At 48.3% G+C, this 20865-nt stretch carries 22 protein-coding genes and 3 pseudogenes; 3 read left to right on the plus strand and 22 right to left on the minus strand.

Translation table 11 applies throughout. The annotated features are described in order from the left end of the window. From J3350_RS08585 to J3350_RS08695, 22 genes and pseudogenes are all read right to left on the minus strand, one after another. Window positions 1-667: VirB6/TrbL-like conjugal transfer protein, CD1112 family (locus tag J3350_RS08585; RefSeq protein ID WP_207686260.1), on the minus strand; the 667-nt coding region annotated here is incomplete at its 3' end. 272 nt (window positions 668-939) lie between these two features. Beyond that, the gene (locus J3350_RS08590; protein WP_112122232.1) at window positions 940-1383 is read right to left on the minus strand and encodes a hypothetical protein; all 444 of its coding nucleotides are present in this window, start codon (window positions 1381-1383) and stop codon (window positions 940-942) included. Continuing rightward, complete coding sequence (locus J3350_RS08595; RefSeq protein WP_005943070.1) at window positions 1361-1843, minus strand: DUF3990 domain-containing protein; 483 nt, start codon at window positions 1841-1843, stop codon at window positions 1361-1363. Before J3350_RS08595 ends, J3350_RS08590 begins: the two co-directional genes overlap by 23 nt. 84 nt (window positions 1844-1927) lie before the next feature. Further along, a complete protein-coding gene (locus J3350_RS08600) occupies window positions 1928-2143 on the minus strand; it encodes a Maff2 family mobile element protein (protein ID WP_055186938.1) in 216 nt (71 codons plus the stop codon). A gap of 140 nt (window positions 2144-2283) precedes the next feature. After that, window positions 2284-3762: pseudogene (locus J3350_RS08605) on the minus strand (VirD4-like conjugal transfer protein, CD1115 family); the annotation flags it as partial. A 137-nt stretch (window positions 3763-3899) separates the two neighbouring features. Then, window positions 3900-5783, minus strand: coding sequence for an AAA family ATPase (locus J3350_RS08610; protein WP_071143481.1), 1884 nt, complete (start codon window positions 5781-5783; stop codon window positions 3900-3902). Further along, a complete protein-coding gene (gene mobQ / locus J3350_RS08615; RefSeq protein ID WP_071143644.1) occupies window positions 5780-7294 on the minus strand; it encodes a MobQ family relaxase in 1515 nt (504 codons plus the stop codon). Before mobQ ends, J3350_RS08610 begins: the two co-directional genes overlap by 4 nt. Before the next feature lie 214 nt (window positions 7295-7508). Beyond that, window positions 7509-7844 carry a DUF3847 domain-containing protein gene (locus tag J3350_RS08620; RefSeq protein WP_071143482.1) on the minus strand — a complete coding sequence of 112 codons (336 nt, stop codon included), beginning with the start codon at window positions 7842-7844 and terminating at the stop codon, window positions 7509-7511. A gap of 102 nt (window positions 7845-7946) precedes the next feature. Then, a complete protein-coding gene (locus J3350_RS08625) occupies window positions 7947-8321 on the minus strand; it encodes a hypothetical protein (protein WP_072851246.1) in 375 nt (124 codons plus the stop codon). Window positions 8322-9182: 861 nt separating this feature from the next. Further along, window positions 9183-9361, minus strand: a pseudogene (locus tag J3350_RS08635) (rRNA adenine methyltransferase); the annotation flags it as partial. Further along, on the minus strand, window positions 9306-10043 hold the full coding sequence (erm(B), locus tag J3350_RS08640; protein WP_001038795.1) for a 23S rRNA (adenine(2058)-N(6))-methyltransferase Erm(B): 738 nt from the start codon (window positions 10041-10043) through the stop codon (window positions 9306-9308). The gene erm(B) and the pseudogene J3350_RS08635, both read right to left, overlap by 56 nt. A 124-nt stretch (window positions 10044-10167) precedes the next feature. After that, window positions 10168-10251 carry a 23S rRNA methyltransferase attenuation leader peptide gene (locus tag J3350_RS08645; protein ID WP_001814874.1) on the minus strand — a complete coding sequence of 28 codons (84 nt, stop codon included), beginning with the start codon at window positions 10249-10251 and terminating at the stop codon, window positions 10168-10170. 195 nt (window positions 10252-10446) lie between these two features. Continuing rightward, on the minus strand, window positions 10447-11058 hold the full coding sequence (locus J3350_RS08650) for a recombinase family protein (RefSeq protein ID WP_071143484.1): 612 nt from the start codon (window positions 11056-11058) through the stop codon (window positions 10447-10449). 70 nt (window positions 11059-11128) lie between these two features. After that, window positions 11129-11431 carry a hypothetical protein gene (locus J3350_RS08655; protein WP_071143485.1) on the minus strand — a complete coding sequence of 101 codons (303 nt, stop codon included), beginning with the start codon at window positions 11429-11431 and terminating at the stop codon, window positions 11129-11131. Window positions 11432-11585: 154 nt separating this feature from the next. Further along, entirely contained in the window at window positions 11586-11780 is a 195-nt protein-coding gene (locus tag J3350_RS08660; protein ID WP_071143486.1) for a transposon-encoded TnpW family protein, read from the minus strand. A 79-nt stretch (window positions 11781-11859) separates the two neighbouring features. Further along, entirely contained in the window at window positions 11860-13707 is a 1848-nt protein-coding gene (locus J3350_RS08665; protein ID WP_207732025.1) for a recombinase family protein, read from the minus strand. A gap of 49 nt (window positions 13708-13756) precedes the next feature. Then, window positions 13757-14059, minus strand: a pseudogene (locus tag J3350_RS08670) (conjugal transfer protein TraG); the annotation flags it as partial. Next, the gene (locus J3350_RS08675; RefSeq protein WP_367397985.1) at window positions 14056-14514 is read right to left on the minus strand and encodes a PcfB family protein; all 459 of its coding nucleotides are present in this window, start codon (window positions 14512-14514) and stop codon (window positions 14056-14058) included. The pseudogene J3350_RS08670 and the gene J3350_RS08675, both read right to left, overlap by 4 nt. A 108-nt stretch (window positions 14515-14622) precedes the next feature. Beyond that, window positions 14623-15048, minus strand: coding sequence for a hypothetical protein (locus J3350_RS08680; protein ID WP_015565006.1), 426 nt, complete (start codon window positions 15046-15048; stop codon window positions 14623-14625). A 65-nt stretch (window positions 15049-15113) separates the two neighbouring features. Then, on the minus strand, window positions 15114-16148 hold the full coding sequence (locus J3350_RS08685; RefSeq protein ID WP_015565005.1) for a ParB/RepB/Spo0J family partition protein: 1035 nt from the start codon (window positions 16146-16148) through the stop codon (window positions 15114-15116). Then, window positions 16105-16938 (minus strand): ParA family protein, encoded by an 834-nt coding sequence (locus tag J3350_RS08690; RefSeq protein WP_097773643.1) that lies wholly within the window; start codon window positions 16936-16938, stop codon window positions 16105-16107. Before J3350_RS08690 ends, J3350_RS08685 begins: the two co-directional genes overlap by 44 nt. After that, window positions 16938-17807 (minus strand): DUF6017 domain-containing protein, encoded by an 870-nt coding sequence (locus tag J3350_RS08695; RefSeq protein ID WP_207686336.1) that lies wholly within the window; start codon window positions 17805-17807, stop codon window positions 16938-16940. Before J3350_RS08695 ends, J3350_RS08690 begins: the two co-directional genes overlap by 1 nt. A 587-nt stretch (window positions 17808-18394) precedes the next feature. Between J3350_RS08695 and J3350_RS08700 the strand changes: the two genes are divergently transcribed. The 3 genes from J3350_RS08700 (at window position 18395) to J3350_RS08710 (ending at window position 20809) form a co-directional block, all read left to right on the plus strand. Next, a complete protein-coding gene (locus J3350_RS08700) occupies window positions 18395-18646 on the plus strand; it encodes a DUF6061 family protein (RefSeq protein WP_207686337.1) in 252 nt (83 codons plus the stop codon). Between the two features lie 166 nt (window positions 18647-18812). Next, entirely contained in the window at window positions 18813-20150 is a 1338-nt protein-coding gene (locus J3350_RS08705; protein WP_207686338.1) for a TrkH family potassium uptake protein, read from the plus strand. Window positions 20151-20161: 11 nt separating this feature from the next. Further along, window positions 20162-20809: a TrkA family potassium uptake protein gene (locus tag J3350_RS08710; RefSeq protein WP_015565003.1), complete on the plus strand. Its 648-nt coding sequence runs from the start codon at window positions 20162-20164 to the stop codon at window positions 20807-20809. Window positions 20810-20865: the final 56 nt, after the last annotated feature.

Consider the following 20865-nt stretch of genomic DNA (forward strand, 5'->3'; position numbering starts at 1 on the left):
GGTAGTTCTGCCCCATGTGGCTCTGCTCGTGGTTGCCGAAGGTCGCCATGGGGATGGGCGCAAGGCTCACCATGCAGTAGATCTCGATCATACGCCCGTAGACGATCACAAAAATGATGATGCTCAATATCCGCATGGTGATGCCGATGAAGAAGGACTGCAAAAACAGCCCGAACAGGGGGCCTACATCCATCTGCATCAGGCTTGCTTCCAACATCGACAAGCCAATGTCGTTGACACGGGTATTTCCGGCAATGATGCCACTGGAATCAGACACCACCTTCTGTGTCAGGTCAAAGACCGCCATCACAATGTCGAAAGTATTGCTGATGAGCCACACCGACACCGCCGTTTTGAAGATCCAGCGCATGATGAGGGCAGGCTCAAACTGTGCCATATTGTTGTGCTGGGTGATCATTTCAATCAACTCGTAACAGGCGATGAAGGTCAGGATGATGCCTGCAATGGGCAGCACCACATTCCGAGAAAGAGCTTCGATCATCGCAAAAACGCGCGGCTCAAAGCTGGAGGGCTTGGTGCCCACCTGCTGTGCGATGTTGCCCACCTGCGTGTTTACATCGTCGAACAGGCCGGAAAGATTGGACATAATGCCTGCCGTCAGGATGCCTTTGATCCAGTCGGCAATGGCTTTAAGAACGGTTTCCATTCAGCAGTCACCGTCCTTAGCTGAAGTGGTTGATAAGGGTCTTGAGAAGGTTCAGGAGAAAAATAATGTGGGTCAAAAACTGCATAAGACACCGCCTTTCACTGATGGGTGGATAAAAAACACGGCTTGGGGCACGGACATTCAATAAAACTGCAAACCGCAGAGGGCTTTCCGCTGCTGCTCAAGCCGCTGTATGGAATAATCGCCTCAGAAGCCGATGAAAACAAAAATGCCGACTGCTTTTTGGCAATCGGCATAGGACAATAATTCAGTTATGCAAGCATTTTGCCCTCCAGATAGGAGCAGCGGAGATAATCAGGATTGGTGTAGTATACGTTGGAATTGAAATCGGAGATCTCATCCGTGATAAACGACGAAAAAACATCCAGAATTGCCTGTGCTGCATCATCATCCTTCATGGTGGACAGCACCAGCCCCTGGTACAGCATTCCGATGGAGGTTGCAGAAGGAACCGTGTAGCGGCACTCTGCGGCGGTATCAAAATCCCCCTCCGGGATGTTGAGATCTTCAATCAGCTCATCCGAAACCTGCTCAAAGGACAGGCAATGGTTTACTTCTGCCAGCCGGAGCTGCCGTTCGATGTCGGCTTTTGTAAAGTGACGGATCACATCCTGCCGATGATTTTTGGTCTTGCGGGCAATGGTCTCAATCAGGCTGCAAACATAGAGAACATCATTTTTCTGCTTTTCGGTCATGGATGGGTTCACTCCTCTCAAAGGTCAGGCAGTGCAAAGCGTTTACGGTGTGAAAGCTGATCTGGTGTGTTGGATGCTTGAATTTCGCCAAGGCCCAAAATGCTTCACGGCTGATCTGCCCGGACGTAAATCCGTTGACGTAATCCCAAATGGTGTCGTCTGCCATGGGTCCCTCCACAATATCGTAGGGATGGGTTTCGCCTGCACGACATTTTGCAATGAAATCCAGCCATTCGTCCGACATTTCAGGGAAACGCAGGATTTTCAGGTCGGGATTTTCTACATAGCGGTAGACGTTCACAAGGCCGTCGGCAGAACGGCGGTCTGCCCAGCGGTAGGCTTGCTGATAGTTGTTCGTGCAGTAGAATCCCCAAGAAAAGTCCTTTGTATACCGTGTGATACGGATTTCGGGATAGACAACTTCTTCTTTACTGCCATGATACAATAAAATCTCGCTCATCTGCGTCACCTTCTGTATGTGAGATGGTTACTATGGATTTCCTTATTATAATATGTACCGGGCGGCAACCGCCGCCCGCCGTTCTTAACCGAACAGGCCGCTCAGCAGGGGAATCAGGGTAATGCCGACCAGCGCAACGCCGCCGCCAGCCATGAGCTGCTTCATGCCCTGAGACTTGGAGCCGGGGTTGTCGTTACCATAACCTTCCAGCAGGTTGATGGCACCCCAAACGCCGAGACCGGCACCCAGAGCCACGACCAGAGTCTGAAGAACTTCGATAGCAGAGTTGAAGAATTCCATAGTCTTTTCTCCTTTATTATAAAGCGTTTTCGATCATTTGTACACACCCGAAATCTTATTGTTTTACACTGCATAACCGCAGCAAGGTTGATTTTCTGGTGCACTTTTCTGACCGGGATAAATTAAAAACGCCTACCGAGTCAGGCAGGCGGGAGCGAATCAGCGTCCACCACGATGAACTCATCACCGGGGTGGATTTTTTCTTTTCGGTTCAGATATTTTTCAATATCGAAGATATTTTTGGGGTCGTAATCCGAGGTCAGCTTATAGTTGGGGTGCTGGGTCAGATCATACTTGTCCGAGAGGAAAGGCCGCACACCGCGTAGCTGCAAGATGCACTTGCCGCCATCCAGCACCGCAATCTCATCGCGACTTAATAATTCGTGACCAAGTTTCTGGAACGAGGTGCCATAACTGGGGCTGTTGCCACGGGTGTCCGAAGTGTTGAACGAATCAATCGTTTCCTTACCCAGCATTTCGGACAGGTCTTTCAACGTACCGGGTTCCGAACCGCCGAGAAAAATCTGACTGTCCATGTTGCCGATGATGGTGTCGGCATTGTCCTTGTATATAGCCTTTAGCTGGCTTTTCGTCTGCAAAACAAGGCAGGCCGAAATCTCACGGCTGCGGATGGTTGCCACCAGCTTTTCCAGATTGGGAATCTGGCCGATGTTGGCGCACTCGTCGATCAGACAGCGCACATGAATGGGCAGCTTGCCGCCGTACACATCATCCGCTTTGTCGCACAAGAGGTTAAAAAGCTGGGTGTAGACCATACTGATGAGAAAATTGAATGTGCTATCCGTGTCCGACATGATGAGGAACAGAGCCGTTTTCTTATCGCCCAGCGTGTCCAGTTGCAACTCATCGTACATCGTTAAATCGCGTAATTCTTGGATGTCAAATGGCGCAAGTCTAGCACCGCAGGAAATGAGGATGGATTTTGCGGTCTTGCCGGCAGCCAGCTTGTAAAGTTTGTACTGCCGCCCAGCAAAACTGTTCGGTTTTGTCTTTGCCAAATCCTCAAAGAGCAGATCAACCGGGTTCTGGTATTCTTCATCGTCCTCCATCACCTGCATGGTGTTGAGCATTTCCAGCAGGGTAGCAAAGTTCTGTTCCTCTACCGGGGCTTCATAATGCAGATAGGCGATAAGCGCAGTCAGCAAAAGACGTTCCGATTTTTCCCAGAATGGGTCTCCGCCGCTGCCTTCGCCCTTGGTGTTGGTCATAAGGGTAGTGACCAATTTCAGAATGTCTTTTTCGCTGTGGACGTAGCTGAACGGGTTGTAGTGCATGGACTTTTTGAAGTTGATGGTGTTCAGAACTTTTACCTTATAACCATTTTTCAGCATGGCCTGCCCACATTCAAGCACGATTGTACCTTTCGGATCGGTTACGACATAGGAACTATGGCATTGCAGGAGGTTCGGTTTCAGCCAAAATCTCGTTTTGCCAGAGCCGGAGCCGCCGACCACCAGCACGTTTTTGTTCCGGGCGTTCTTGGGGTCAGGTGGACGATTGCTCATCATTAACCGCTCTGTCTTGGTTAAAATGATGTTGTCGGAAAACTTGGGAGCCATGAATGGTTCAATGTCTTTCGCATTGCCCCATGAAGCGTTTTGTCAAGTGCTTTTCGCAATTTATTGACGCAAAACAGGATTTTTTCAAGAGAAAAGCCCCATGCGGTCAACATGGGGCGAGTTGATAAAGTGAAAGTGCGAAAGTGCAAGGTGCAAAGGCTCTGCGTTTTGCACTTTCATTTTGCAGTTTCGGGCGGCTGCTTCTTCTTGATGAAGTTGTACCATTGACTTCCAACGCGCCTTGCGCCCAATATGCCGCCCATGCTGCGCTTGGCATTTTGTACCGTTCTTTCGGATATTCCGGCTTCGGCTGCCGCCTTGACAATATCCTCGCTTGCCATTTCCTTACCGTCTGCAAGTAAATCGAGTATCAACCTTTCCGCTTGCTCGGTCTTGGTTTCGGTGTTGCCGCCTGTGCCGGACAGCAGTTCATCAGCGGTAATGTCATATTCGCCTATCCATGAAAAGCCGCTTTCCGCGCCCAACGAAAACGCCATAGGCTTACCCTCCGGTGCAAGGGAAGATTTGTCGTGAATGATAACGCGCACATTCGGCTCTCGTTTCACGCGCCCTATGAGCAGCACACTACGAGCGGCGGCTCGGAAGTCGATAGAGCCTAATCCCCGGTATGCGCTCTGACCTCCGGCAGCTTTGTTCAAGTGCCCGATAAGCACAACGGCACACCCGGTACGCTCTGCAACTTCGGCAAGGCGGCGAAAGATAGGGCGTATTTCGTTTGCCTTGTTCATATCCGTTTTTTCGCCTACATACGCCTGTATGGGGTCAAGGATTATAAGACGCGCCCCGGTCTGCCGGATTGCCCTTTCTATGCGTTCATCGGATAAGGACAATTCCTGTTTGCCCTCGTCAATGACAAGTACCCGGTCAAGGTCTGCGTCCGCTTCCATAAGGCGCGGCTTGACGGTATCGCCCAAACCGTCCTCTGCGGTCTGATAGATAACATTAAAAGGCTCATGCTCTGCCATAGCCGGAAAGGGCTTGCGGTTGGTACAGGCGGCGCAAAGGCGCAGGGCAAGGGTGGTTTTTCCCTCGCCGGGGTTGCCCTGTACGATTGTTACCTTTCCAAAAGGGATATACGGCTCCCATAGCCATTCAACGGTCTGTGTGTCAACCTCGCTCATGCGGATAATTTCAACGGTTTCTTCCTGTTGCGGCTCACGCAAGCCATAGACAGCTTCGCGCAGATATTTTCCGTCTGTAATTTCCTCTTTACGCTGTAAAACCTCGTTCCAGTCTTTGAACAACGGTACAAGGCGATTGACGGTGTAGCCTTGGGGGATAATGCTGTTAAGGCGGCTGCAAGCGTCTGTCCCGGCTTTGTCGCTGTCAAGGCAGAGATAGACGGTCTTGATATTCGGACGGTCAGAGAGAAAACGCAGCAGGGCTTTTTCACTCACGCCGCCCAATGACAGATAGCTTTGTTTCTGCCATTCCTTTTTGAACAGGCAGAGGAAAGATAACAGGTCAATGGGGGCTTCAAAGACAAAAAGCCTTTCGCCCTCGCCCCGGTAGCAGAAGTTAAAAGTCTTGTCGCTGCCTTTCACATCAAGCCGGAAGCTGCCCACCGTTCCCCGTTGGTGGGCATATCTCGGTATGCCGCTTTCATCTCTGCCGACAAATACGGCGTTATGGTGGGCGGCTTCCTCGTAGAGATCGCCGCAGGAAAAGAAAAAGCCCGACACATCTTCATCAATGCGCCGGGCGGCTGTAAGGTAGTTCCTCGCTGTTTGGTTGTCGGGGCTTTTGGGTGGTAGTCTGAATTGCAGATAGACGGGTGGGGGTGCTTCGCCCCGTTCGCCTATCAGCATTTCAACGGCTTCAAGAAAACTTTTGCCGTAAAACTCCATGACAAAATCAATCGGACCGCCGCCTTTGCTCTGGCTGTGCCGATACCATCTGTTTTCTCTGACCGTCAAGCTGTCGTGCCGTTTCCAACGGTACTCCTGTCCGGCGCGTTCAAGCTGTTCGCCCTGGGCTTGCAGGAATGATACAAGGTCGGTCTGATTTGCCCGGTCAATCTGTTCTTTGGTGTAGGTCATAGGGAAATATCCTCCTTTTTGCGTCTTGGTGTTTGGTGTGTCTGTTCCTGTGTGCGCTGCTCGGCTTGCTCTACAATATCAATGCACTTTCGGATTTGCTGTAACTCCTTAACCTCGCTGCGCTTTGTTTTCAGTTCTTCATATTCGCCTGTGGATTGGGCTTTCAGTTCGTCAAATTCTTTCTGCCACTCGGACACCTTGAAAGACTTTGTACCCTCCGGCAGATTTGCGTGCAGGAAACGGTTGGCGGCGTTCCAGATAATGAGGTCGCTTTCGTGGGCTTGCTCAAATTTTTCTCTCTTTTTGCCCCATCCGTTTTTCAGCGTTTTCAGTTCATCGTGAATGGGCTTCAAGCGGTTGTAGTTGCTGCCATGCTCGATAAACTTTTCCAATGTCCTCATGCGCTTCTGCTTGGCAACAACGCTTGTATTCAGCCGCTTTGCTTCTTCATCAACAGAGGAAAGGGCAGCGTCCAAATCTTCAAGGGTAGCAATGCCCTTGCTTTGCAGATAGACAATCGCCTTGCTGATTTTTTGCAATTCCCCGGCAGTATGCTGTTGCTGCCAGCCCTGTGAATACTTCCGGCTTTTCTCTCGTTCAATGCTCAAATACCTTGTAAGCAGCGTGGCAATATCGGGAGAGTGCGGGGCAGCTTGCAGTTGCTTCTTAGCGGCGAAAACCTCCGCAAGCCATTCTTTCAAGCTGTCGATATAGCCCCGGATTTCCCGCATAAGTCGGTTGGTCTTTTGTATCATGCGGTTGATTTCTCCCTTGTCGGTGGCTATGCCTTTCTTCTCCATTTGGGAAGCTGCAACACCCATGTGGACGGTGGGGAGTTCCTCAATACCACGCTCTGCATGGCTGCGGTGGTCGATACGCTCCGCGCTGCCGCTTCGCTCTAAATAGTCGTTGGCAAGGTCAGCCCACGCCTTGCGCCATAGGTCGGCGTTCTCCTGCCTGTTCCAGTCCATAAGGTCAACCTTGCGCGTCTTGTATCTGCCGCTTGGCAGCTTTACGCGCTCCCCATTTTCGTCAAGGACATATTCCTTTTTTGACTTCGCCGCCCATGTGCCTTTTTCATCAAGGGGGCGCATAGTCAAAAGGATATGAGCGTGTGGGTTGCCGTTGCCTGTGTCGTGGATATTGAAGTCGGCGCACATTCCTTTGGAAACAAATTGAGAGGAACAGTATTCCCGGACAAGGCGGGTCTGTTCCTCTCTTGAAAGTTCAACAGGTAGGGCGATTTCGATTTCCCTCGCAAGCTGTGAGTTATTCGATTTTTCGATTTGCTCCACGCTGTTCCATAGAATAGAACGGTCAGAGAAAGAGGGTGGGGCATGGGGCGGCAGCATGATTTCAGAATGAACAACGCCGCCTTTTCTTGTATAGTCGTGGGTCAGTCCGTCCCACTCGTTTGTCAGCTTCTCTCCGGCGCGGTAGGCTGCTGCGGCTACGGCAGATTTGCCCTTTCCCCGGCTGACAATCTTAATGCTGCAATGGTAGATTGCGATAGTATCACCTCCCGATACGGTCAACAAAACCCCATGAAAGTGAATAGCTTGCAAAGCAAGGTGTTCGCTTTCGTGGGGTACACAAAAGGGTAGACAGCGCAAGCTGTCGCAGGGAAAGTGTAGGTTTCCCTGTCGCGGCGCAAGCCGCCAATCTCTGCACAAGGCAATAATGCCCGGTGCGGAGATAAAGCCCTCGGCAGAGCGCACACGCCCGTTAGGGTGTATAAGTGCGCCCTTGTGTGCAAGGGTAATTCTTCGGTGTCGCTTCTCCGGCTCGTTTTCTCAAAAACTCCTGCGCTTTGTCGCTGAAAACCGCGGTGTAGAGGAAGTCGCGGGCTTCCTGTTCTGACATATCAATGAGTGCCGGGACAAGGCTTTCAAGGTAGCCGCCCCGCGAACAAAGACGGTGGTTGCGCTCCTTGCGCTTCTCAATGGCAAGTTTGCGGTCAAGCATTTTGTTCCTGTTCTCATACTGCCGGATTTTCTTCTGTGTCAGTTCCATTTCGGCGTTACATTCCTCGATGGTGGTCGGTGGTTTTTTCTTCGACATGGTAGCCCTCCTTTTTGATTTTTAGTAAAAGAAAAGGGCGGCTACTTCGGTTTGGAAATAGTCGCCCTGTTGGGGAATTATGTTATTGTTATTTGAATAATATTATTCTGCCGCGTCTGTGTTACTTTTATCTGCTTTCTTCATTTTCAAGGAGCCCAAAATAAAGACAGCTCCGAAAATGAAACAAAGGACAGACCAGATAGCAAGGTCAGAGAAGCTACCGTAATTTACAATTCCCAGCAGTCCGCCCAACAGATAGAATACTCCGGCAACAATTCCGCCGCCTTTGCTCTTTCGGGTTGCTACTCCAACGATGCCTGCAATCAGCATACAGAAAGCAAGCAACATTCCTGATGTTCCGCTTACTTCGCCGTTATCTGCTAAAGCATTTCCTAATCCGGCAGCGCAAGATTGAAAAGCTACTAAAACAAATAAAACCATGCTGATAATTCCGATTACTAATTTTGCCGTTTTCATGTTGCACACCTCATCTCGTTACGGATTTAATGTAATTACCTCATTTGCAAAATCTTCGCCCATAAAATCATCAGCATCGTATGCTCTAAACAGGACTTCGATTTCTTCCACTTCGGTAATTCCGTTTTCCTCTAAAGTTGTATCAGACCATGCCATAGAACTAAATGCACATTTTCCGGCAGAAACAGAAGTTGCATAGAATGGGTCTGCCATAAAGCCGTTTACAGATGCGTCATCAACGCTGAACATTACCGTTTTGTCTGTCTTGTTCAGCAAGAACAGATTGGCAGTATAGCCCCATATCTCATCATCTTCATAGCCTGTTACGATAACAGTAACATAATCATTATCGATAATCACATTATCAGTAGCCTGTGCTTCTCTCACAAATGCAACAGCGTTTTCTTCTCCGTATGGATAGACATGGATTGTTTCCTTTCCAACAGGGTCAGCAGACCAATCATTGCTATCATACACCTTGAAAGTCAATTCAATATCTGTGTATTCAACAATACCATTTTCCTCAAGAGTATCGGTGCTAAAGTTGATTTCTTCGTTAGCCTTTTTGCCAGCAGCTACCTCGCTTGCAAACATTGGATCGCACTGAACACCATTGATGGAAGCACTCTCGACAGAGAACATATAGGTTTTCTCTGTGGACTTGTTTTCAAGCTGTGCTTTCAGAGTGTAGCCCCACATATTATCGGGGTCGATTTCGGTAATTTTTACCGCACACTCTGCGTTGTCAATGGCAACAACTTCCTCAAATACGATTTGATTTTCGGTGTTGTCGTTTTCGGTGCTTTCTTCATTTTGAGAAGAAGCGGGGGCATCGTCAGATGCGTCAGGTGTCGCTTCTCCGCCACAAGCTGCAAGAGATAGCACTAAAGCAAGCGAAAGAAGCAAGGTTACAAGTTTTTTCATTCCATTCCCTCCGTTATTAAAAAGTGTAACTTTCCAAATTTAAAAAAGCGACTCATAGAATTATTTCCTCCCGTTAAATAATAGATAACTATTAAAAATAGACAATACTTGCTCATAAGTAATGGTACTTAAATTGTTTACTTTGGCGTGTTTCATTGCTTGATGAAACTGATTTTTAGTAAACAGTTGACGATATTCTCGATTGACCCATTTTGAAACAAAGTACGTATATAGCTTCCAATATTTATCTGGAACATCTGTGGTATGGCGGGTAAGTTTTATTAAGACACTGTTTACTTTTGGTTTAGGATGAAAGCATTCCGCTGGCAGCTTAAGCAATTGCTGAATCGAGACTTGAGTGTGCAAGAGCAACCCTAGTGTTCGGTGAATATCCAAGGTACGCTTGTAGAATCCTTCTTCAACAATCAGATAGATGTCAGACGCACGGCTTTCAAAAACCACTTTTTTAATAATTTGTGTGCTTAAATGGTAAGGAATATTCCCAACAATTTTATACCTCTGTTTGTTAGGGAATTGAAACTGTAGAATATCTTGGTGAATTAAAGTGACACGAGTATTCAGTTTTAATTTTTCTGACGATAAGTTGAATAGATGACTGTCTAATTCAATAGACGTTACCTGTTTACTTATTTTAGCCAGTTTCGTCGTTAAATGCCCTTTACCTGTTCCAATTTCGTAAACGGTATCGGTTTCTTTTAAATTCAATTGTTTTATTATTTGGTTGAGTACTTTTTCACTCGTTAAAAAGTTTTGAGAATATTTTATATTTTTGTTCATGTAATCTCTCCTGAAGTGATTACATCTATAAACAAATACAGAAGTTAAACGATTTGTTTGTAATTTTAGTTATCTGTTTAAAAAGTCATAAGATTAGTCACTGGTAGGAATTAATCTAACGTATTTATTTATCTGCGTAATCACTGTTTTTAGTCTGTTTCAAAACAGTAGATGTTTTATCTACATTACGCATTTGGAATACCAACATGACGAATCCCTCCTTCTTATCCCTTTAGTAACGTGTACTTTCCTGTAAACGCATTTTATCGACAAATTAGCCGGGATATAAACGAATATTTACATTTCAAGACTTGAAAAACGCCGTCTGAAGAAGTATAATATTAAATACCTATAAGCAATAGGCGGTTTACAGGAAAGTACACCTTTCTGTAAAACCGCCTATTTACAATAATTTGGCTTTTTCGTAGATTTCTGCCCGGTAGCGAAAGGTCGCAAGGGGCATACCACACTCTTTTGCGGCTGCTGTGCCGGTAATTTTCCCGGCACGCCACCTCTGATAAACAGCATGAAAGTTATCCGGCAAGGGGCGTGGTGGTCGCCCAAAGCGCACACCCCGCGCCTTTGCTGCCGCGATACCCTCTGTTTGCCGCTGTCTGATATTGGTGCGCTCGTTTTCTGCCACAAAGGACAGCACTTGAAGCACAATATCCGAGAGAAATGTTCCCATAAGGTCTTTTCCCCGGCGCGTATCAAGCAGGGGCATATCCAAAACCACAATGTCAACGCCCTTGTCCTTTGTGATGATACGCCATTGCTGTAAGATTTCTTCATAGTTGCGTCCCAGACGATCTATGCTCTTGATATAGAGCAGGTCGTCTTTTTTCATTTTTCTAAGCAGCTTTTTGTACTGTGGACGCTCAAAATCTTTGCCGGATTGCTTATCCATAAAGATATTCTTATCTGAAACGCCTACCTCGCGTAAGGCGATAAGCTGCCTGTCCTCGTTTTGTTCTCTTGTGCTGACACGCACATAGCCGTAAATGCTTCCAGTCAATTTTTATCCTCCTGTTCGTTTTACATAGACATCAACCGTCCTTACCTAATAATTTTACTGTATCTTTGTGTCATGGCTTGCTTTTCCCGGCTGAAATACCATGCTTCTTTGCATAGTCGCTTGCCGCCTGTCTGCGTTCCTCGCTGTATGGTGCGGTCAGACGGAAAGAGAAGCGTCCCTTTGCAATCTCAAACTCCATACAGCCCGTTTCCGGGTCGCTGTCGGTCAGCTTACAGACAGAGGGGAAGCGGCGGCTGTACGCGGTCAGCCTGTTCTTCAAGTCGGTGTTGTGGGTGCGGATATGGATAAGGGGGTCTTTCTCGTCAAACCAAATATCGGTGGTCTTTTCCTGCTTTTTCAGTCCTGTTTTCATAAACTCTCCTTTCTGCGCCCCTGTTACGCAGTAGGGGCATTTTTCGGGTGTTTTCTTCGGCTCTTGACTTGGGAAAAACGGCGTTTTTTCAATAGAAAATGCTCTGGCGATACATTCCTCGTCCAGAGTGTTCCAATCGTCAAATATTCCGTTTTTACGGCTCTTGACCGTCAGACGCAGAAAAATGCGAATAGTCGGCAAGTATCGCTTTCAGCAGCTTGTCGCGGAATGTTTCTGCGCTTCTGTGATTGAAAAACAACTCCGCAACGATGGTCTGTCCGTTCCGCTGTGTTGTGATGATACCATCCGGCTGCTTCTGCGCGGTGGTTGTGGTTTTCTTTTCTGTCATTGGGTCACTCCTTCCTTTGGGTGCAAAAAAAGGATTTCCCATAGTTGGAAAATCCCTTTCTGCTGTCGGTTATTCTGTTTTACGATACGGGCAGCGCAGCGGCTTGCGCCTTTCGCTTTGCCCGATATTCCCGCGCCTTGATGCGTTCATACTCCCGGCGTTTTTCAAGGTTTTTCGCCCGGTATTCCTTTGAGTAGTTCCGATGATAAGCGCGGCTCTTTTCCTTTTGGGCTTCTTCGATTTTCTCCCGCATTTGCCGGATTTCTTCCTCTGTCGGCTCTGCAAGCTGTGTCAGTTCGTTTTCAAACTTGCCGATATAGCTGAAATATATCCCGATATGCTGAACAGCTTGTTTTGCCCTTTTCTTATCGCGCTCATGCACTTCAATTCTGCTGATAAATTCATTGAGAATGGCGGGGGTAAGGTCGGTAAAGGCGGCGTAGCGTTCTATCAGCTTCAAAAACTTATGCGCCCATCCTCCTGCGTCCTCAAACGCGGATAACTGTTCTTTGAGTTCTGCAAGTTCCGCTTTCAGCGTATAGTATTCCTCCGAATATTTCTGTGACATTTGCTCGTATCGGTCTTGTGGGATAGCACCGAGGGCGTTATCCTCGTAGAGTTTATTCAGCACCTTGTCAATCTGTTCAAGGCGTGTTGTAATTTGCGGAATACGCTTCTGCTGTTTTTTGCTCTTGTCCGTCTGCTGCATATCAAGGTTTTTTCGGACTAATGCTTCAAATTCCTCCCGGTTGCTTATGGAGTATTCTGCAACTTTTTTCAGAACATCCGCGATAGTCTGCATGACTAAATCAGCGTCTATGATGTGCGGGGAATTGCATTTGGGATTTTTGGCTTTGCCCTTGTGGTACTCGCTGCAAAAGGCAACATGACGCTTGCCGCCGTTCCTGTAATCTATGCGAATGTGCATTTTTGCGCCGCAGTCTTTACAGAACATCAAGCCCGACAAAGGGTGGATTTCTCCGTCCCCGTTAGGGCGTCTGACAGGCGCGTTTTCCAAAATCCGCTGTACGGTTTCAAAGTCGGCGCGGTCGATAATCGGCTCATGCACATTCTCGGTTATCTGCCATTCGCTTTTATCTACATAGTGGTTGCGCTTGTCCCGAAAATGCTTTGTGGTCTTGAAATTGACAACATCACCACAATACTCCTGCCTTGTGAGTATCTTGGTTAAGGTTGCTTTGTTCCATTTATAGCGATTTTCCTCGTTCAGCGGTCTGCTTTTCGCTGTCCCTCTGTCGTGCTGTTTGAGGTAGAACGTAGGCGTGAGGATTTGCTCGTTTTTGAGATATACGGCAATTTGGTTTCTGTTCTTCCCGCCGATAAACAGACGGAAAATCAAGCGTACCACTTCGGCGGCTTCCTCGTCGATTATCCAAAAATCCTTGTTGTTCGGGTCTTTCATATATCCGTATGGGGCTTCGGTGGCGATGGGTTTGCCGCTTGCACCCTTGGTCCTGATACCCGTTTTTACTTTCTTGCTGATGTCCTTTGCGTACCACTCCGACATGATATTGATAAAGGGCGCAAACTCCAATGTATCGGGATTGTCGCTGTCTATGCCGTTATTGACCGCGATAAAGCGGACATTGTTCCGTCTGAATACCTCCATTGCATTGCCGACTTGGAGATAATCACGCCCCCAGCGCGTCAGGTCTTTCATAATGCAGACGCCTATTTTTCCGTTTTCCACATCCTCCATCATGCGGGAATAGGCAGAGCGGTCAAAGAACCTGCCGCTTTCGTCATCGTCAATGTAGTGCCGGATATTGGTTAATCTCTGCTGTTGGGCGTACCGTTCCAGAAATGCCTTTTGGTTTACAATGCTGTTGCTCTCGCCGCCATCTCTGTCCTCGTCCCCGACGGAAAGGCGGGAGTAAAGGGCTGTAATTTTATTATATTCGTTCATGTGCATACCTCCTGCGTCCACATAGTTTTCCTTACAGTTAAGATTATGCACCACACCGGGCAGAGCCGTACTCCATGCCATGACGGTACTTCTTTGCATTTTTGCTCCGCAAATATACGGCAAGCCGTAGCCCTGTGCCGCAGGAAAAGCCAATAAGCAAATCCAGCGGATGCAGACTGGGCAGAGGATTCGCAAATGCCACCGGGAAAGTTCCCATCATAGACATGATGTGTTCGCCCAACTCTTTGCCCTCGGCCAGCCGCCACGCTTCACCAAGGTTCGTTGCCACCAGCCCCAGCAGGATATACGGCAGATACAGCGCAAGCAGTTTTGTCAGCTTTTTCGTGGTCACAGTCCACGCTCCTGTTCCTTGCGGCGCACCTTGCCGGGAAGTTCTGCTGCGGCCTGCACCAGTTTGTGCAGCTTTGCCAGCACAGAGGGACGCTTGGTTTTGCTCAGCAGGGATACCGAATATTCTTTGAAAGCGGCATTGAACGCTTCCACATCCGGGGCTTTGAAAAAGACCAGATACCGGGGCGGCACTTCGGAGCTGTCCTTACGGATGGCATAGTCGATGCCATACTTTTTTGCGTACCGCTCAAAGCCTTTAATATTGGTTTTGTCGATTTCCACGCTGGAAACACCCCGATTTTGCCGCAGAAGCATTCGGACGCTCTGCTTGCCACCAGCCATCTTTGCCTGATACTGCTGAATAGCAGTTCTTCCGGCATTCAGAATCGTTCGGGCTGTCAGCTTTGTAGTAGACACTACAATATTGAATGTTTTCTGTTCGACTTCTTCCTGCAATTTCACCACCATCCCTTGCCGCCTGCATCAGCGCAGCCACGAAGAAGCCGCAGAGTGCGCCGAACTCAAAAAATGCGAAACCGATGAAAAAATTCAGCATAACACACCTCAGACGATGCAAATGCAGGGCAGCTTCTGATCGTCTGCCATGAGTGTGACGCTGTGGCTCGCCAGAAACTTCTGGAAACGGTACACGTCATCAATGGTAAGCGAAATGAAGTTCCCGTCCATGTTGGTGCGTACCAGAATGACCGGGCCAGTCAGGTAACGCTTGCCCGCCATCTTCAGAACCTGTGCCGGATTGTAGCAGAGCAGCAGCGAAGTGTCGGGAAGATGGATGCTGGCATCGCTTTCATCGAAGCAGGGCAGAATGTCAGGGGCTTCATCCAGAGTAATAACAGTCAGTTCCATATCCGGCGCAATGGCGGCAAAGTAGACTTCACCGGGCTTCTTGCCACCTGCCAGAATGGTGCAGATGCGCATATCAATGGTGATCTCCTCGGAACGAATCATACGAGTAGCGGTGTTGTTCATAGGCTTTTTCCTCCATGTTTGCAAAAGAAAAAGACCCAAAGTGGGTCTTGCGTTTTATCTGATCGTCAGCGTTCAGCTTCATGCTTGCGCTTTTTCATGCGCTGGTCGAGCATCTTGAGAATTGAATTTTCGATTTGTTCTGACGAATAGTTGCTCGGAAAATATTTTTTGATAGAATCGCTCCTGAATACAACTTTTTCGGTTTTACTTTCTTCCAAAAGCCCAATGATTTTTTCTTCCATCTCTCTCGGAGTAGAGCTTTCGGGAAAATATTTCCGCAGGGTATCGTTTTTGATAACAACTTTGTCCAATTCGTCCTTTTTCGGTTCACCCATCACGGCAAAGGCAACGTCATACGAGAAATGACCTTCCTGCGCCAGCTTTTTGAGCCGTTGCGCCTGTGAAAGCGATGGGGCGTTTTGCGTGTCAGCCATAGCTTCAAGAAAATCTCGCTGCTGGCTTTCATCAAGATAAGAGAGTTCCACCGCAGGGTTAAATGAGATTTTCTTTTCGTCTACCATGTCCAGCAGTTCCGGGATAAGATTGGTTAAGCGGATAAAACGGTGTACTTGGTTGCGGCTATCACCAGCTTCTTGTCCAACAATATCAAGTGCTTGCAACTTCATCCCAACTTGGGATGAAGTTAAATCTGACCTAGCACCTTGCCTTTTCAGTGCATCCAGTTTCATCTTATAGGCAAATGCCCGCTCACTCGGCAAAATCTGTTCGCGCTGAAGATTGGAATCAACCATGAGCAGAACGGCGGCATCGTCCGACATATCACGGACGATAACCGGCAGGGTTTTCAGTCTAGCAAGCTGTGCAGCGTGTTGGCGGCGATGGCCGGAAATGATTTCGTAGCCACCATCCGGGCGCGGACGAGCAATCAGCGGATTTGTAACACCCAACTGCTTTATGCTTTCTACTGTGCGCTGCATAGCTTCATCATCAAGCACCTTAAAGGGATGGTCTTTGAACGGATACAACTCATCAATGGGAATTTGCTGTACCTGTTCGCGCTGTTCTTCCTGCCGCGTTTCTTCGGTGGAAAAAATATCATCGTAGCTGTTCAAACTGACGTTTAAGCCGTTTTTCGGCATCGGCCAACACCCCCTTTGCGATGGAATGATAGGCTTCTGCCACTTTGCCTTTCGGGTCATACTGGAAAATGCTTTTTCCGGTCGTGCTGGTTTCGGCAGCGCGGACAGAACGGGGAATTGTCTGGTCGAACACTTTCAAATGCTTTCCGTAGGCTTGCCGAATCAGATTGCTGATTTGCTGCCCATAGATGGTGCGGCTGTCCGTCATGGTGAGCAGGATGCCCTCAATTTTCAGTTTCGGGTTTATCTGCCGCCTTACTTTCTGCACGGTTTGAAGCAACTGCTCCAGCCCTTTTGCCGAAAGATATTGTGCTTGCACCGGAATCAGTGCGGAATCTGCCGCTGCCAGCGCATTGACCGTCAGCATACCGAGAGAGGGAGTGCAGTCAATCAGAATATAGTCGTACTCGCGTTTTGCGCTTTCCAACACCTGTTTCATCACTTTCTCCCGGCTCATGGTATTCACCAGAGCCACTTCCAGTCCGGCCAGTTCGATGTTGGCCGGGATAAGGTCAACGCCCTCCGCATGGTGCAGAATCCCTTCGCCGGGTGGAATACACTGGTCGTTCATGGCTTTCTGCATAAGAGTGGAGAGTGTAGTGGGCAGTGCATCCGGGTCTTGCCAGCCCATACTGACAGTAAGCGAACCCTGTGGGTCAGCGTCCACAAGCAGAACTTTCTTGCCCTCCATTGCAAGCCCTACGCCCAAATTTTCACAGGTGGTGGTTTTGCCCGTGCCGCCTTTCTGGTTGATAACGGCTATCGTTGTTGCCTTTTTGGAAATTTTCATCACCTCCGAGCTGCTAAATCATGGTTGACTTTGTTTTGATAATAGAGCTGTATTGTGGTTGGAGCATTGAATAGTGCGGCCAGAAGGTACTGCTTCATATTCCGTATCGGGGAAGTGTTCGCTGCCAGACAGTCCAGTACGAAGCGGATGTGGTCTGCATTCAACTTTTTTAGCCGACTAAGCACAACTTCGGCGGGCTTATCATCGCCAGCGATTCTTATGAGTTTACGCTTGCTGTCACAGGTGTCCACCAGCAAATCTACGATCTGATAGATGGTATCTTCATCATCCGGGTAAAGCCGGAGAAGAAGTTCTATCTCCAAAGAACGTGAAAAATATTCTTCGAGCAGTTTACGATTCTTCATTTTCTCCAATTCATCGGAAAGGATAGGATTCGTATTATTCCGCTCTGTCTTACTCTTTTTATTCTTATTACATCGTGATTTGGGCGAGTCTTGACAAGCGTTTTTAGGACTTCCAGATTCGTGATTTTCACGATTCTGGACACGCTCATTTGAAAGGTCTGACGAAAAGTTTTTCACATACACCAAACTCGGTTTGCCCAGTCCACGGCGTTTTCGTTCAATTAAACCAAAATTTTCAAGTTCCCGGAGTAGCTTGGTCGCTTTGTTGTCTGCGCAACACAAAGCCCTCTTGACATCCTCGATCGTGAAAATGATGAACACCCGGCCTTGCTTGTCGAACCATTCATTTTTAACAGAAAGGCTCATGCGGTCAAGCAGGATGCCGTAGAGTGTTTTGGCATCGGTTGACAGATTTTGAAACCGCTGCTCCTGAAACAGTGCTTTGGGGATGCGATAGAACGAAAAAAGTTTTCCGGCCTGTCCATAGAAGTAGTCGAGCGTCATACAGTTCTGTCAAGGATGAAAAAATGACGATGTTTCATTGACATGGTTGACAAATCCTCCTTATGAATAATTCGTGCAAACAAAAAAGCGCAATCTCGATTTTTGAAAATCGGAATTGCGCCATGTAACTTAGTAGGGGAGAATGGTCATTTGTCAGGGTCGGTTGACCACAATTTGACCACAAAAGAAACGAAACATCTTGACATCTAACGAAACAGAATGATAAAATAATTTTGAAATTTGATGATACTGCGTACAAGTGGTATCGGAGTGTCCATTGCGTTTTTGAGAGAAGCACAATGGGGTTCAAGAGGCCGTGAGTTCGATTCTCGCCACTCGGACCAAACAAAAATAATCCGAACTTGTTTCCGATAGGAGATGGGTTCGGATTATTTGTTTTCTTCGGAAAATTAGCGTTTGCGAAGCAATGAAAGCCCCAGTGGGGCTTTTAAGCGGCGGAACGGTCTGCGTTAGCAGATGGAGGGGCTTTGCCCCGACAAGTTCCATGCAGGTGTCCGTGGAAGATGAAATCCGAAATCATAGATTGACCGCCACAAACCAAACAATGATTTCAGGAGGACGAGATTATGAAGGATGATGCAAGAGCCTGCAAATTCAACATGGACACTGGGTGTGTAGAACTGTTGCTCCGGGATTGGAGAAAAATTCCCATCAATTGCACCGGAGTCGAGGATGCGTTGGATGTGACCATAGCGCAGAGGGCAGAATTGGATTACCTCATCTATAATGATCCGCTTGGCTATGCCGATTTGATTCTGAATGGCGACCCGGAAGGGTATTTGAAGAATGCGGCCGGGAGCCATGGGTTAGAAATCTAAATGAATGCTGGATATTACTGTTTTTTAACTGGTGATGTCCAGCATTTGTTATTTGGTGTTGCCCGATCAATTTTAATGAAATCTTTATACTTCTACAATTTTCTTTACGGCTCTTTTATCTATTCCATGCTAATCTTTATGCACACGGATAGGTAAAGGAGCTTTTATGATTCAATATCCTCGTTACAGGCAGCACCGTTTTTCTTCTTTTCAGGTCATTATTGCAGGTTTTGCGGCAGTTGGTCTGGTGGGCGCATTGCTTCTGATGCTTCCGATTGCTACACAACAGCGGTGCGTCACACCGTTCCATGAGGCACTGTTTACCTCCACTTCTGCCCTTTGCGTGACCGGACTTGTGGTACAGGATACCGGCAGCTACTGGTCGGTTTTTGGGCAGAGCGTGATCCTTCTTCTGATCCAGATCGGAGGACTGGGCGTCATTACAGTAGGTGCTGCCTTTGCGCTGCTTTCCGGGCGAAAGATCTCCCTCAAGCAGCGCAGCACGATGCAGGAAGCTACGGCTGCCCCGCAGATGGGCGGCATCGTGCGGCTGACAGGCTTTATTCTGCGGATCACCGCTCTGTTTGAACTGGCCGGTGCTGCACTGCTGCTGCCGACATTTTGCGCCGATTATGGTTTGCGCGGGATCTGGTATGCACTGTTTCATTCCATTTCGGCGTTCTGCAATGCCGGCTTTGACCTGCTGGGAACAGAGGGGGCAAAATTTGTTTCGCTGACACGGTATGCAGGTGACCCATTGCTTACCACAGTGATCGCGGCCCTGATCGTCTTTGGCGGCCTTGGCTTTCTGACATGGGAGGACATTTGTACATATCGCCTTGATTTTCACCGTTATCGGATGCAGAGCAAGGTGATCCTTGTCACAACGGCATTTCTTCTGGTACTGCCGGCGCTGTACTTTTATTGTTTCGAGTTTACGGCAGGCTCTGCCCGGCAGCGCATCTTATTGTCGATGTTCCAATCCGTCACACCCCGTACTGCCGGCTTTAACACCGCCGATCTTGCTGCGATGGGCAGCACTTCACAGGCATTGATGGTGGTTCTGATGCTGTTGGGCGGTTCGCCCGGCTCCACGGCAGGCGGCATGAAAACCACAACATTTGCCGTTCTGCTGGCCAATATGTGGGCAACCTTCCGCCGCAGAGAAGATGCCGAATTTTTCGGGCGACGCATAGATGGCTCTGCGGTCAAGAATGCTGCCACGATCGCAGGGATGTATTTGACGCTGTTCTTCCTCGGAGCCTTTGTCATTGCTACGGCAGAGCAGCTGCCGATGTCGGTCTGTTTGTATGAGACTGCTTCGGCTGTGGCAACGGTAGGTCTGACATTGGGCATCACGCCGCAATTGGGCATCCTTTCGCAGGGGGTGCTGATCGCACTGATGTTTTTGGGACGTGTTGGCGGATTGACGTTGATCTATGCGGCATTTGGCAGCAGCCCTGCCCACTCTCGTCTGCCGCAGGAGAAAATCGCAATCGGATAAAGGAGACAAGTATGAAATCGATTCTTTTGATTGGGCTTGGCCGTTTTGGCCGCCATATTGCGCAGGAACTGAATGAGCTGGGTCATCAGGTCATGGCGATCGACAGCAACGAAGACCGTGTGAACGCCGTGCTTTCCTATGTGACGAATGCACAGATCGGTGACAGCACCAGCGAATACTTTCTGCGCTCCCTTGGCGTTGGCAATTTTGATGTGTGTATCGTAACCATCGGCGGCAATTTTCAGAGTTCGTTGGAAACAACATCACTGCTCAAGGAGCTGGGCGCAAAGCTTGTGGTCTCGCGTGCAGAGCGGGATGTACAAGCCAAGTTCCTGCTGCGTAACGGTGCGGATGAAGTGGTCTATCCGGAAAAGCAGCTGGCAAAGTGGGCAGCGATCCGATATAGCTCCGAACACATTCTGGATTATATCGAGCTGCAGGACGACCACGCCATCATGGAAGTGACCATTCCGCCGGAATGGATGGATCGTACGATCGGTGAGATCAATATCCGAAAAAAGTATAACATCAATATTCTTGCGCTGAAAAAAGACGGAAAGCTCGATATGAACATCACGCCGGATACGCAGCTGTGCCGGGATGAAAGTATGCTGGTTTTGGGAAAATACGCATCGATCCAGAAGTGTTTCCGGCTCTAAAAAGATAGGACGGATCATATGGATGTCGTTTTGTTGTTGATGGTTCTTGGAGTCAT

It is taken from the genome of Faecalibacterium sp. Marseille-Q3530, assembly GCF_017377625.1.
GTDB classification, from domain to species: domain Bacteria; phylum Bacillota; class Clostridia; order Oscillospirales; family Ruminococcaceae; genus Faecalibacterium; species Faecalibacterium prausnitzii_E.